Genomic DNA, 12,957 nt, shown 5'->3' with positions numbered 1-12,957 from the left:
GTCACACCTCCCGGTCGAGCAGCCGGGTCGCCTCGTCGGCGACCTCCTCGTCGACGACGAGGTCGAAGTGCCGGGGCTCCACGACCGTGATCGAGGTGAAGTCGCGCCGGCCGCGCTGGAACGCGTAGACGACCAGGCCCACGACCGCGCCGAGCACGGCGCCGAGGACCAGGCCGTACGCCGCGAGCAGCAGTCCCCCGATCAACGGGTCGATCCAGGCGAACAGGCCGAAGATCCAGCCGATCAGGGCTCCGGGCACCGCGCCGGACAGCGCTCCCCGCCAGACGGCGGTGACGACCGTCAGCCGCCCGACGATCTGCTCGACCGACCGCAGGTCGCGGCCGACGATCGCGGCCCGCTGCACGGGGAACCCGTGGGAGGTGAGCCGCTCGACGGCCCGCTCGGCCGCGGGGTAGTCGTCGAACGTCGCGATCCGCCGTCGGCCGGAGCGCGTCGTCGAGCCACCGTCCGGAGGAGCCGTCGACGTGTGGTCGGTGACGGGGGTGGAGGGTTCGGACATGGGTGTGCTCTCCGATCCGGAGGGGCCGGCCGCGACGATCCGTCCGCCGGCCCGGGCCGCGGCTGGCGGGCTACTGGGAGGACGAGGCGAGTGCGACCCGCCGGGGCTTGCTGGACTCGCTGACCGGGACGAGCAGGGTCAACACCCCGTCGGCGAGGTCGGCGGTGAGGCCGTTCGGGTCGAGGTTGTCGCCGAGGAACAGCTGCCGGCTGAACTCGCCGTAGGTCCGCTCGTCGGCGATCACCTCGTCCCCCTCCGCCCGCTGCGGCATGCGCCGGGCCCGGATGGTGACCACGTTGTTCTCGACGGTGACGTCCACGTCGTCGCGGTGCACCCCGGGCAGGTCGAGGTGCACCGCGAAGTCCTCGCCCCGGCGCAGGGCCTCCATCGGCATCGTGCGGGCAGCCGGCGGGAGGCTTCGCTCGGCGAGCCGGTCGAGCTCGCGGAACGGGTCGAAACGCATCAGCGTCATCGGGGCTCCAGATGGGTCGTGGGGCGCTGCCGGGGCCGGCCCGGCACCGCTCGGCGGTCGCGACGACAGTGGCGGAGGCGCGTCGGTTCCGACTCGCTCCCGGGGACCCAACCTCGGCGCGTGTCCTCGGCCTGCCGGGCCGGCGAGGCCCCGGGCCTCGGGGACCGCACGGTGCCCGTGACCGGCCCGACAGGGCGAACCGGAGCCCGTGGGTTGGCACCGGACGGTCCACGCCGTACGACCACGCCCCTGTCACGGTGGGCCCGGCCCGCTGCCCGCGGGCCGGCAGCGGGAGACGGGAGGCCGGCGGATGACGAGTGGCCGTTGCGGCGGGCGGCCGCGCTGATGCCGCCCGACCGGGCGTCCCTGCGCGCCGTCGGAGGCCGCCTCGGCCGGACGGAGCGGAGTAGGGTCCTGCCGACGGCGGCCGGACGACCGCCACCGCCGGCGCCGCTCGGTCGAGGAGCCGTCATGGACGATCGACAGCAGATGGTCGAGCTCCGCATGCAGATGTCGAACGTCTGCAGCATGTTCGCGCTGGCGATGGTCATGTTCGACCGGGTCGAGGAGCCGGACATCCTCCGGCTGGCGATCAGCTCGGTCTCCGCCCTGGGCCCCTACCGCCCGCTGGGCTCCTACCTGGTCGACGAGACGGGGATACGCACCGCGGACGGCGACACGGGCCTCGTCGCGCCCCTGCTCGACCTGGACGGGAAGGAGGGCGGTCTCGACGTCCCCGGGGCCGCCTGGGTCTGGGCCTTCCCCATGCGGGCGGTCAGCGGGCACACCGGCTACCTGGTCGTCTCGGCCGGGCGGGAACCCTCGGTCGACCAGCGGTTCCTGCTGACGACGCTCGCCCAGCTGACCGGGGCGGCCCTGGTCAGGGCGGACCTGCACCGCCGGGAGAAGGCCGGCACCACGGAGCTGGGTGAGCTCAGCACACGCCTCGCGTCGACCAACCATCAGCTCCAGGACGCCGTGGCGGACCTCCAGCAGCGTCAGCGGATCCACGAGACCCTGACCCGGGCGGCCGCGCACGGAGGCGGCGCATCCGGGATAGCCGACGCCGTCCACACCCTCACCGGTCTGGTCGTCGCGGTCGAGGACCGCTTCGGCAACCTGCTCGCCTGGTCCGGCCCGGGGCGTCCGCGGACCTATCCGCGGCCCAGGCCCCGGGTCCGCGACGAGATGCTGGCCGAGGTCCGGCGGAACGGGCGGGCCATGCGCCACCGTGAACGGATCGTGGCGGTCGCCCAGCCCTACGACGAGGTGCTCGGTGTGCTCAGCATCGCCGACCCCCGCCAGGAGGCCGGCGAGCGGGACGTGTTCGCGCTGGAGCACGGCGCGGTGGTGCTGGCCGTGGAGCTGTCCCACCAGCGTGCGCTGGCCGAGGCCGACCTGCGGCTGCGCCGCGACCTCGTCGACGACCTGATCAACGGCGCCGACGGCGAGAGCGCCTCCGCGCGCGCCGCGGTCATCGGGCACGACCTCCACCGGCCGCACCAGGTGGTGGTCGCCCGGTGGAGCCCGGCGAGCGACGAGGCGCTCGTCGAGGCCCTGCGCCGGGCCGGGTCCCGGGTCCTCGGCGTGACCCCGCTGACCACCCGGCGCAGGGGCACGGCCGTGCTGGTGGTGCCGCAGCCGGACCCGGCCGACGGGCGCCCGCCGCCCTGGGTCGAGCTGCACGACGTCGTGGCCTCGCTGCTGCGGTCGACGAACGGGTCGATCGGCGTGGGGCGGCCGTGCGAGGACCCGTCCGGGCTCCCGCAGTCCTACTCCGAGGCCATGCGTGCGCTCGAGGTCAGGACGGCCGCGGCGGGCGCCGGTGGCGCCACCACCTTCGACGAGCTGGGGATCTACCGGCTGCTCGCCGCCGGCGACGGCGACGGGGAGGTGCGGGGGTTCGTCCGAGAATGGCTCGGCACGCTCATCGACTACGACACCGCGAACCGGTCCGACCTCGTCACGACGCTGTGGCAGTACTACGAGTGCGGCGGCAACTACGACGCCACCGCGCGTGCCCTGACCATCCACCGGAGCACGCTGCGCTACCGGCTGCGGCGCATCCGCGACCTGTCCGGGCACGACCTGGGCGCGGTCGAGAGCAGGCTGAACCTGCACGTGGCGTCGCGCGCCTGGCGGGTCCTCGGCGGCGCGGGTGCGGCCCGGGAGCGCACCCGTCCTCCGGGCGCGGTCCCGGGCCGCTGATCCACCGCACCCGTTCCCGCCCGGGAGTGCCCCGGTCAGGGCAGCTTCGACGCCACGACGTCGAGCCGCACGATGTCGGGCGCCGTCGCGAACAGCTCGTCGGCCCGCTCACCCAGCGCCTGGCCGACCCGGCCCTGCAGGTGGGCGGTGCGGCCGTCGTCGTCGGGGAAGAAGTCGACGATCGCGTACGTCGTCGGACCGAGCCTGACGGCGAACCAGGCCACGGTGGCCGGCTCCTCACCGACCAGCGAGCGCCCCGCCTGCAGGAACTCCTCGACGTCGCTCTCCTTGCCCGGCCGCGCCTCCAGTGTCACGAGCAGTCCCACTCCGACCGACATGTGTTCTCCCCTCGACGGTGGTCCGATCCGGCTGCCCGGGTCCGGCCGAGATCAGGATGGGAGGCGCGGAGGGCCGCGGCCTCGGCCCGCCGGGTCCGACCTCGGCGGTGTGGCTGGACGTGCCGGGCCGGGTCGCGGCACCGCAGCGCGACCCCGCTCCCCCCGCTGCCGCCGGGTCGTACCGGGCGGTGACCGCGCACCATGTCCGTTCGGGTGTAGTGCAGGTCCCGGCCAGATCCTGCCCGGCCTCGCCCGCCGGTGCGGTGGCAGGGCCGCGCCGGTCACCTCCGACCGCGTCCTGAGCTTTGCCGAGCTCGAGGCCCGCAACCGGGCCCGGGTGATCTCCCGGGCACGGACACACGGCCTGCTCCGACCGCCGGTGCCGGCCTGCCCCGGCCGGGGCGGCCACGGCCCGCCGGGCCGGACCTCGACGGTGTCGCTGGGCATGTCGGGCCCGATCGCGGTGCCCCGGGGCTCTCTAGCGTCGTGACCGCGCCACAGGGACCCGCCGGGCCCGGCGCACCAGCTCACCGCAGCCACCGGAAGGGGAGCACACCCCTGATGTCGCCACAGCTCGCCACCGACCACCCGGGACGGGAACGGCCCCGCACGGCCACCGGACCCGACCAGGACCCGACCACCGTGCTCCAGCGGCGGGTGGACAACCTCGCCCGAGCCCTCCACACCCGGGACGCGATCGGTCAGGCCAAGGGCATCCTGGTCGCCCACTACGGCATCGAGGCCGACGAGGCGTTCGCCCTGCTGACCCGCATCTCCCAGCACACCAACACCAAGCTCGCCGACCTCGCCCTCACCCTGGTCACCCGGGTCCGCGAGCGCAGACCGGCACTCCCGCAGCACTGCCGCGTCGTCACCGAGGTCGTCCAGGGCCTGCTCGAGCGGCCCGGGCACCCCGGCGCCGGCCGGCCCGTCCGGGACGGGGTCGACCGGTGACGGCCGGGGACCTGCACGGCCGGACGGTCGCGATCCTCGCCGCCGACGGCGTGGAACGCGTCGAGCTCGACCTCCCCCGCGGCGCGCTCTACGGCGCCGGGGCCCGGGTCGAGGTGCTGTCCATCCACACCGGATCGCTGTGGGCCCGGGAGTGGGACAAGGACCCCGCGGGCACCGTCACCGTCGACCGGGACGTCGCCGAGGCCTCGGTCGACGACTACGACGCCCTGCTGCTGCCCGGGGGCACGGTCAACCCCGACCAGCTGCGCACCCACCCGGTCGCGGTCGAGTTCGTTCGGACCTTCGTGGCCACCGGCAGGCCGGTCGCGGCGGTGTGCCACGGCCCGTGGACCCTCGTCGAGGCCGACGTGGTCCGGGGGCGCCGGCTCACCTCGTGGGCGAGCATCCGCACCGACCTGCGCAACGCGGGCGCCGAGGTCGTCGACGAGGAGGTCTGCGTCGACGGCCAGTTCGTCACCAGCCGGTCCCCGTTCGACCTCCCCGCCTTCTGCGCCGCGATCGTCACCCGGTTCGCCGCCGTGCCCGCCCGGGCCTGACCGACGCACCGGGCACGGGGGCGGACAGCACACGGACCCGTCTGCGGGAGGAACCGCCACCCGATGCCCTCCGCCATCGCCACCGCCCGCGTGGACGGCCGGACCGAGGTCGTCCGCACCCCCTCCCGAACCGCTGCCCGAGCAGACCGGCCGGACCGCCGCACCCGGCGGCCGGCCCCGAAAGGACACGACGATGCGACAGATCGAGACAGTGACCCTCGAGGAGGCCCGCCGGGTGATCGCCGCGGGCGAGCGGAAAGCCCACGAGATCGGCTCTCCGAGCAACGTGGCGGTGGTCGACGCGGGCGGGAACCTGGTGGCCCACATCCGGATGGACGACGCCTGGATGGGCAGCATCGACATCTCGATCAACAAGGCCTTCACCGCACGGGCCTTCGACATCCCGACCGGCGACCTCGCGACGAGCTCCCAGCCCGGCGAGCAGTTCTTCGGCATCAACGGCTCCAACCACGGCCGGGTGATGATCTTCGCCGGCGGGGTGCCGCTGCACGGGAGCGACGGGAACGTCGTCGGCGCGGTCGGGGTCTCGGGAGGCAGCGGGGAGCAGGACCGGGTCGTCGCCGAGGCCGCCGAGGCCGCGTTCCGGCCCGTCCCGGCCCCGGCCTGACCACCGGCCGGAGTGACCGGAGCCCTCGTGGCGGCGCTCCTCGGGGCCCGCGCGTCCGTCCCGGCCCCGGCGGGTCCGATCAGCCCGCGGTGAGGAAGGGCTGCAGGAGGACGTCCGCGACCTCCGTCGCGATCCGATCCAGGGACAGCGGGCCGTCGGGGCGGTACCAGGAGTGCAGGTTGCCCAGGGCCCCCAGCGCCGGCAGCACGGCGATGCTCGCCCGTCGGGGCGGGACGCCGTGCTGCTCGGCGACCTCACACGCGAGGGACCGGACGACCTGTCCGTGCTCGCGGCGCAGCTCCGCGAGCCGGGAGGCGATCGCCGGGACCGGCACCGACATCAGGAAGAGCGAGGCGAACGCACGGAAGTCGCGGAGCTCGATGATCGCCTGCTCCACGAACAGCAGCCGCAGCCGCTCCCCCGCGGGCAGGTCGCGCGCCACGATCGCCCGGAGCCGGTCGAGCACCTCGGCGTGCCCGTTCTCCACGGTGCGGAGGAACAGCTCCTCCTGGGAGGAGTAGTAGTGGTGGAGGCTGGGGCCCCGCAGGTCCAGCCGGGCGCCGATCTCCTCGAATCCCGCGCCCTCGTAGCCGCGCTCCGCGACGACGTCGGCGGCGGTGTGCTCGACGAGCCGGCGACGGGCGGCCCGCTTGCGGGCCACCCGGTTCTCCCCGGCGTCGTGAACCCGTGATCGCGTCCCTGCAGTGTCCCCAGCAGGCGATCGAGGACAGCGCGGTCACGAGCTCGTGCAGGTCACCGGGGTCGAGGGGCGCGCACCCGGGGTCGACGTCACGACCGCTGCGGGACCGCCCGGCCAGGTCCACCGCGCGGTCGATGAGTCCTCGACGTGGTCCCGAACGAACACGGGACGGCGCAGGGCGATGCACCGACGTCCCATCTCTAGAACTCCCAGCGGCTCGGACGCATCCCGTCCAGGACGGGACGCCCCGCACTCAGCCCCGGTCGGCGGGCGGACGGCCTCCCAGCTCGTGGGTCGCGTCGCGGGCGGCCGTGACGACCGGGCCGACGAGCCGTTCGACGTCGGCCGGACCGATACGGGAGGTCGGGAACCCCACGCCGAGGACCACGGCGAGATCCCCGGTGTGGTCGCGGACCGGGGCGGCGACCGAGCCGACGTCGGGATGCCGCTCCCCGAACGCCACCGCGACACCGGCGGCGCGCACCTCGTCGAGCTGCCGGTCCAGCTCCACGGTCGAGGCCGGGGTGCGGTCGGTGAACCGCTCGAGCGTGGCCTCCCCCAGCTCGCTCCGGGCGCCCGGATCGAAGGCGAGGAACACCTTGCCGGGCGCGCCGGCGTGAATCGGCATGACCATGCCGACCCGGAACGGCCGCATCACGACGTGCCGGGTCTCGGCGGCGGCGACGATCGTCCGGAAGGTGCCGTCACGGACGTAGAGGCAGGCGCTCTCGCCGGTCTGGTCGCGCAGGTCCGCCAGGAGCGGCCGGAGCAGCCGGACCGCGTCGAGCCCGAGTGCCCCCGGCGCGGCCCAGCGCACCAGCGCGATGCCGATCCGGTAGCGGTCGCCGTCGCGGTCGAGATAGCCCTCGGCCACCAGGTCCTGCACGAGGCGCTGACACGTGCTCGACGGCAGCCCGGTCGCCTTCGCCAGGTCCCGCAGCGTGGGCTCGGGGGACTCCAGGGTGAAGCTGTCGAGGATCGAGCTGATCTTGCGCAACACCAGCGTGCCACCGCGCCCGTCCCCCTTGCTCCCCGTCACGAGATCACCCTCCGGCCGTCGGTCACCTGTTGACATCGCAGCCTACAGCCCGGATTCTGGGTTGGCCACCCACTATGTGGGCTCAGATCACGGCACAACGGAGTGAGGTCCCCACACATGACCGGTTTCGCGCAGCCCGGAGCCCCCGGAGCGTCGCCCCCTCGACCGACCCGCGTCGGCCTGATCGTCCCGAGCTCGAACACGACGATGGAGACCGAGCTCCCCGAGCTGTTCGCCCGTCAGGCCGCGGCCACCGGGCACCGGTACACGTTCCACTCCGCACGCGCGGCACTGAAGAACGTGACGCGCGAGGAGCTGCTCGCGATGGTCGGGAAGGCCGCCGAGTGCGCAGTGGCCGTGTCCGACGCCGACGTCGACGTCATCGCCTACGCCTGCCTCGTGGCCGTCATGGCCCAGGGCCCGGGCGCGCACGCGGAGTCCGAGCGGCTGATCGCCGAGGCGGCCGCCGGCAACGGCCACCCCGCCGAGGTCGTCAGCAGCGCCGGAGCCCTGGTCCGCACGCTGACCGGGATGGGCGTCGGCCGCGTCGCGATGATCACGCCCTACATGCGGCCGCTCACCCGGATGGTCTCCGACTACGTCGAGGGCTCGGGGATCGAGGTGCTGGACGCGACGAGCCTGGAGGTCGACGACAACCTCGCCGTCGGCTGCCTCGACCCCGGTGCGCTGCCCGGGATCGCCCGCAGGCTCCGGCTCGAGGGGGCAGAGGCCGTCGTCCTGTCCGCGTGTGTGCAGATGCCGTCGCTGCCCGCCGTCCAGGCCGTGGAGGACGAGCTCGGGCTGCCGGTGGTGACCGCGGCCACCGCGACCACCCACGAGGTGCTCCGGGCGCTCGGACACACCCCCGCGATCAGCGGCGCCGGCCGCCTGCTGGCGGGATGAGGGCGTCATGACACTCTCCGTCCTCGCCTTCCTCGTGCTCGTCGCCGCGTTCGTCATCGGTTCGCTGACCAGCATCAGCGCGGGCCTGCTCGCGCTCGTCGCGGCGTTCGGGGTCGGTTCCCTGGCCGCCGGCCTGCCGCTTTCCGACGTCATCGGCGAGTTTCCCGCCGGGCTGTTCCTCATCCTGGTCGGGGCGACGCTGCTGTTCGGCATCGTCCGGGAGACCGGGACCATCGACCTGATGGCCTACTGGGCCGAGCGGCTCGCGGGCGGCCGCCGGCTGCTGGTCCCCGTCCTCATGTTCGCCCTGGCCGCGCTGCTGGCCGCCGCCGGCGCGTTCACCCCGGCGGCGATCGCCATCGTCGCGCCGGTCGCCCTGGCCCTGGGCTCCCGGTTCGGGATCAGCTCGCTCGCGATGGGGCTGGTCGTCATCCAGGGCGCGAACGCGGGCGCGTTCTCCCCGGTCAACCCGTTCGGCGTCATCGCCAACGACATGCTCGACCAGGCCGGGGCCGGTGGCGACGCGACCCTGCGGCTGTTCCTGTCGGTGTTCGCGTTCAACGCGGTGCTGGCCGTCGTCGCCTACGCGGTCGTGCAGTCCGCCGTCGGATGGCTCGACCGGCGGTCGTCCGCCGCGACCCCGGCGGGCGACACCGACAGCCCGACGGCCGGGCGGGAGCCCGGTCCGGGCGGTGGCGCGGCCACCGCGGTGGCCGAACGCACGGCCGTCTCCGGGATCACCCGGGTCCGGGCCACCCCGATGCGGATCCTGACCCTCGTCGGGATGGGCTCGCTGCTCGTCCTCACCACCGTGCTCGGGATCGACGTCGGGGTGGCGACGCTGGTCATCGCCCTGGTCCTCATCATCGTGCGCCCCTCGGTGCAGAAGCCCGTCATCGACGCCATGCCCTGGTCGGCCATCCTGCTGGTGACCGGCATCGTCACCTACGTCGGCATGCTGGAGAGCATCGGCGCCCTCGACGACCTCCAGGAGGGCATCGCCGGGCTCGGCAACGCGTCGCTCGCCGCGCTGGCGGTCAGCTACGTCGTGGGGCTGGCCTCGGCGTTCGCCTCGACGACCGGCACCCTGACGGTGATCGGCCCCGTCGTCGCCCCCATCGCGGCGGACCCGACCCTGTCGGTGGTCGGCGTCGTCACGGCGGTCGGCATCAGCTCGTCGGTGGTGGACACCAGTCCCATGTCGACCAGCGGCGCGCTGCTGATGGCGAGCGCGCCGCCCCGGCTGGAGCGGATGTTCTTCCGCGCCCTGCTCCTCTGGGCGATCGCCATGATCGCGATCGTGCCGGTGGTCGCCTGGCTGCTGTTCGTGCAGCTCGGCATCGGCTGAGGTCGCCGACGCCGACCGGGCGCCCAGGGCCGGGCCGTGGCGCCCGGCGGGGCCCCGGCATCCCCGGGGCCACGCGGGGTCAGACCGCTCCGGCGCGGATCGCGGAACGGCGTCGCTCCTCGTCCGCGGTCACCTCCTCGGCGCGGACCGCGGTCGCGGCGGCGCGGGCCGCGGGGACCACGATGACGCCGTCGTCGTCGGCAGCGACGACATCGCCGGGCTGCACCACCACCCCGCCGACGGCGACCGGCTCGTCGATCCGTCCGGGCCCGTGCTTGAACGGCCCGGCCGGAGTGGTCGCCCGCGCCCACACCGGGAAGCCGATCCTCTCCAGCTCGACGACGTCGCGAGCCGCCCCGTCGATCACCATGCCGGTCACGCCGCGGGCCAGTGCCCGCTCCGCGATGAGCTCCCCGATCAGGGCCCGCGTGGTGTCGCCGTGCCCGTTGACCACGATCAGGTCACCGCGCCGGACGTTCTGCAGGGCCCGGTGGATCGCCGCGTTGTCCCCGCTGCGGACCCACACGGTGCGGGCCCGGCCGACCGCGCGGGCACCCTTGTAGAGGGCGTGGATGCCGCCGTCCATCATGCCCATGCGGTCCTGGGCGTCGCCGATCGTCGCCACCGCGAGCCCGCGGTAGGTGTCCAGGAGGGCCTCCTGGTCGACGAGCTGTTCGTCGGCGAGGGTGTGGTGCAGCTGCGCCGTCGCGCGGGTCATGCCCGGTGCCACCCCCAGCTGGTCGAGCAGGTGGACGGCCGCATCGGACTCGCCGGCGCGGCGCGCCGCGTGCTTGGCCGTGCCGATGTGGAGGCGCTCCCGGGTCGCCGTGCCGTCGGCCAGCTCCCCGTCGATCTGCCGGGCGACCCACTCCTCGGCACCCGCGGCCCGCCCGGCCCGCAGCGCCTCGGTGATGAGCGCTCCGAGCCCCTTCATCCACGTCGTGCGCAGCAGCTTGCGCGCCGATGCGTCGCCGGGGGCTCCCCCGATGTCGTCGACCTCGGCACCGAAGGAGCGGAACCGTCCGGCCGCGGCCGTGGCCCCGGCCCCGCTGATCACCACGCTCGTCGCGATGCCGTGGCGCGGCACCGGCCCGATCACCGAGACGTCGGCGAAGCGGCCCGCCCCGACGGCGTCGGCGATCAGGATCTTGGCCGCCGGGTCCCCGGCGTTCATGTCGGCGTAGACGGCCGACTCGTCGAGGTGTGGTGCGACGGCCTCGGCGGCCGACTGCGCGTGGCGCCCACCGACGAGGCTGAGCACCAGGTCCGCGCCGCGGACGGCGTCGGCGGGACCGGCCTCCCGCCGCACCCCCACGGGCGTGGGGACCGACGCCGGGTCGTAGCCGGTGACGGTCCATCCGTGAGCCGCGAGACCGGAGGCGTAGACGGCGCCGGCCTCGCCGAGTCCCAGAACGGTGGCGTGCATGAGAGAGCCTTTCTCGAGATGGAGCGGGTGTTCGGGCGGCGGGATCGCCCGGTGTCAGTCCCCGGTCGACGCGTCCTCGGCGGGCTCGCGGTCCTCCAGGTAGCCACCGGCGAAGGCGATGAGCCCGAAGACGACCGCGGCGCCGATGGCCGGGACCAGCAGCACGTCCGAGGCCCCCGAGACGAGTGCGGGTCGCATCAGGACGACACCGAGGGCCTGGAGCACGACGAGGGCGGCGCCGATGAGGACGAACACCGCCATCGCCGTGAGGAACAGGATCCTGGCGACGGACCGGGCGCGGTCGCGTACGCCGACGGGACTGGTGCGTGTGGTGGTGGACATCGGCTCGTCTCCTCGGGGCCGGGCGGGATGCGGGCGGGGTGCGTCGTTCACAGCGACACCGGCAGGACGCCCCACGCGATCAGGCATCCGATCAGCAGGACGGGGAGCATGAAGTAGACGATCAGCGGGACGAAGGTCTTCTCCGGCTTCGCACCGGTGAGTCCGGCTGCGACGAAGATGGATCCGGAGGCCGGAGGCGACGAACCCTCGGTCGAGGCGAACACGAGGATGGCCGTCACGGCGAGCACGGGGTCCACGCCGACGGCGACGAGCGCGAGCAGGGACACCTGACCGACCGCTGTCAGGGTCGCGGTCGAGGACAGCGGCCCGGCCACCACGGCCACCAGCACCGCGACGAGCAGGACCATCACGTACTGGTTGATGGCCAGACCGCCGAGGATGCGGTCGACGTCGTCGGCGAGCCCGAGGCCGTTGAGGACCTCGCTCGCCGCGACGGCGAAGAACAGCAGCGAGCCGATGACCGCGAGGCGGGGCATGGCGCCGGTGGTGAAGTCGAACCAGCCCGCGCGGGTGCTCGGCAGCTGCTTGCGTCCGACGACCAGTGCGATCGCCGTGATCAGCACCGGGATCCAGATCAGGATCGAGATGTCGCCGAGGGAGTCACCGAGAGGAGTGTCCGTCCCGAGGAGATCCGACAGCGGGCCGACGGTGAGCAGGATCGGCACGAACGCGCCGACCATGATCAGCGGGGCGGCTCCCGCCGCACGGACGCTGGCGCGCAGCGGGGTGATCGCCTCGTCGTCGACCCGGGTGATGCCGTCGCGGCGGACGAACCAGAAGATCAGCAGGAACCGCCACACGATCTGGTAGATCCCGGCCATGAGCAGGGCGAGGTAGATCTGACCGGTGGTCACCATGGAGCCGGCGAAGCCGATCATGATGACCATGGAGGCGCTCGGCGGGAGCGCCGCGCCCATGCCGCCGTTCCCGGCGAGCATCGTGGCACTGCGTGTCGGGCTCCAGCCGCTGCGGACCATCCACGGCCCCGTGAAGGAGCCCGTGGCGGCGGTGTTGCCGGAGTTGGACCCCGACAACGCCCCCATGACCGCCGACCCCGCGGTGTCCACGAGTGCGGGGCCGCCGCGCAGCCGCCCGAACACCGAGTTGAGGATCGCCAGCAGCCGCTGGATGAGCCCGAGGCGGTCGATCACGTACGCCATCAGCACGAACGCCATCGCGGCGAAGAGGACCTCGTGCTCCAGTGCGCCGACCATGCCGTCGAGCAGGGCCCGGGGCGCTCCGGTACCGGCGAACAGCGCCGTGACCAGCAGGCCGATCAGCATGGCCTCGCCCATGTTCCGGCGCAGGACCACGTTCCAGGTCACGATGACGGCGATGAACGCACAGAGCGCTAGGAGCGCGATCGGCATGTGGACCAGTCCCGACGTCGATGTTGGACTCTGGTGAGAAGATGTCTCACAGAATGGAAGTCTTGCTCGCGGAATGAGTGTGGGTGGTGGTTCCGGGCCTGTCAAGGGCGTCGTCGCGCCCGCTTGGCGAG

General features: G+C 73.9%; 14 protein-coding genes. 6 read left to right on the top strand and 8 right to left on the bottom strand.

Going from position 1 to position 12,957, the window contains the following annotated elements; translation table 11 throughout:
* Nucleotide 1: 1 nt before the first annotated feature.
* The gene (locus ATL51_RS19940; protein WP_218899273.1) at nt 2-520 is read right to left on the bottom strand and encodes a general stress protein; all 519 of its coding nucleotides are present in this window, start codon (nt 518-520) and stop codon (nt 2-4) included.
* A 70-nt stretch (nt 521-590) separates the two neighbouring features.
* A complete protein-coding gene (locus ATL51_RS19935) occupies nt 591-992 on the bottom strand; it encodes an Hsp20/alpha crystallin family protein (protein ID WP_100879547.1) in 402 nt (133 codons plus the stop codon).
* A gap of 471 nt (nt 993-1,463) precedes the next feature.
* Between ATL51_RS19935 and ATL51_RS19930 the strand changes: the two genes are divergently transcribed.
* Complete coding sequence (locus ATL51_RS19930) at nt 1,464-3,200, top strand: PucR family transcriptional regulator (RefSeq protein ID WP_100879546.1); 1,737 nt, start codon at nt 1,464-1,466, stop codon at nt 3,198-3,200.
* Between the two features lie 35 nt (nt 3,201-3,235).
* On the opposite strand, the gene ATL51_RS19925 is transcribed toward ATL51_RS19930, so the two are convergent.
* The gene (locus ATL51_RS19925) at nt 3,236-3,538 is read right to left on the bottom strand and encodes a putative quinol monooxygenase (protein ID WP_073577549.1); all 303 of its coding nucleotides are present in this window, start codon (nt 3,536-3,538) and stop codon (nt 3,236-3,238) included.
* Between the two features lie 561 nt (nt 3,539-4,099).
* Here ATL51_RS19925 and ATL51_RS19920 point away from each other — a divergent pair.
* The 3 genes from ATL51_RS19920 to ATL51_RS19910 all read left to right on the top strand — a co-directional run bounded on the left by ATL51_RS19920 (nt 4,100) and on the right by ATL51_RS19910 (nt 5,677).
* Entirely contained in the window at nt 4,100-4,492 is a 393-nt protein-coding gene (locus ATL51_RS19920; RefSeq protein ID WP_100879545.1) for an ANTAR domain-containing protein, read from the top strand.
* Nucleotides 4,489-5,049, top strand: a complete 561-nt coding sequence (locus tag ATL51_RS19915) for a type 1 glutamine amidotransferase domain-containing protein (protein ID WP_100879544.1) — start codon at nt 4,489-4,491, stop codon at nt 5,047-5,049. The genes ATL51_RS19920 and ATL51_RS19915 overlap by 4 nt, the downstream gene beginning before the upstream one ends.
* 193 nt (nt 5,050-5,242) lie before the next feature.
* Nucleotides 5,243-5,677 carry a GlcG/HbpS family heme-binding protein gene (locus ATL51_RS19910; RefSeq protein ID WP_073577545.1) on the top strand — a complete coding sequence of 145 codons (435 nt, stop codon included), beginning with the start codon at nt 5,243-5,245 and terminating at the stop codon, nt 5,675-5,677.
* Between the two features lie 79 nt (nt 5,678-5,756).
* Here ATL51_RS19910 and ATL51_RS19905 read toward each other — a convergent pair whose 3' ends face one another.
* Together ATL51_RS19905 and ATL51_RS19900 are read right to left on the bottom strand one after the other, a co-directional pair.
* A complete protein-coding gene (locus ATL51_RS19905; RefSeq protein ID WP_100879543.1) occupies nt 5,757-6,338 on the bottom strand; it encodes a TetR/AcrR family transcriptional regulator in 582 nt (193 codons plus the stop codon).
* A 292-nt stretch (nt 6,339-6,630) separates the two neighbouring features.
* Nucleotides 6,631-7,416 (bottom strand): IclR family transcriptional regulator, encoded by a 786-nt coding sequence (locus tag ATL51_RS19900; protein ID WP_253066884.1) that lies wholly within the window; start codon nt 7,414-7,416, stop codon nt 6,631-6,633.
* Between the two features lie 117 nt (nt 7,417-7,533).
* On the opposite strand from ATL51_RS19900, the gene ATL51_RS19895 reads away from it, so the two are divergent.
* Both ATL51_RS19895 and ATL51_RS19890 read left to right on the top strand, forming a co-directional pair.
* Nucleotides 7,534-8,319 carry a maleate cis-trans isomerase family protein gene (locus ATL51_RS19895; protein ID WP_100879542.1) on the top strand — a complete coding sequence of 262 codons (786 nt, stop codon included), beginning with the start codon at nt 7,534-7,536 and terminating at the stop codon, nt 8,317-8,319.
* Between the two features lie 7 nt (nt 8,320-8,326).
* Nucleotides 8,327-9,667 carry an SLC13 family permease gene (locus ATL51_RS19890; protein WP_100879541.1) on the top strand — a complete coding sequence of 447 codons (1,341 nt, stop codon included), beginning with the start codon at nt 8,327-8,329 and terminating at the stop codon, nt 9,665-9,667.
* A 79-nt stretch (nt 9,668-9,746) separates the two neighbouring features.
* Here the strand turns inward: ATL51_RS19890 and ATL51_RS19885 are convergent, their stop codons facing one another.
* The 3 genes from ATL51_RS19885 to ATL51_RS19875 are packed head-to-tail and all read right to left on the bottom strand — an operon-like array spanning nt 9,747 to nt 12,826.
* On the bottom strand, nt 9,747-11,093 hold the full coding sequence (locus tag ATL51_RS19885; protein WP_100879540.1) for an RraA family protein: 1,347 nt from the start codon (nt 11,091-11,093) through the stop codon (nt 9,747-9,749).
* Between the two features lie 54 nt (nt 11,094-11,147).
* The gene (locus tag ATL51_RS19880) at nt 11,148-11,435 is read right to left on the bottom strand and encodes a hypothetical protein (RefSeq protein WP_073577539.1); all 288 of its coding nucleotides are present in this window, start codon (nt 11,433-11,435) and stop codon (nt 11,148-11,150) included.
* Nucleotides 11,436-11,482: 47 nt separating this feature from the next.
* Complete coding sequence (locus ATL51_RS19875) at nt 11,483-12,826, bottom strand: TRAP transporter large permease subunit (protein WP_073577538.1); 1,344 nt, start codon at nt 12,824-12,826, stop codon at nt 11,483-11,485.
* Nucleotides 12,827-12,957: the final 131 nt, after the last annotated feature.

It is taken from the genome of Pseudonocardia alni (assembly GCF_002813375.1).
Taxonomy (GTDB): Bacteria; Actinomycetota; Actinomycetes; order Mycobacteriales; family Pseudonocardiaceae; genus Pseudonocardia; species Pseudonocardia alni.
The sequence above is the reverse complement of the archived record's forward strand: the minus strand, read 5'-3'. Positions and strand labels throughout refer to the sequence as shown.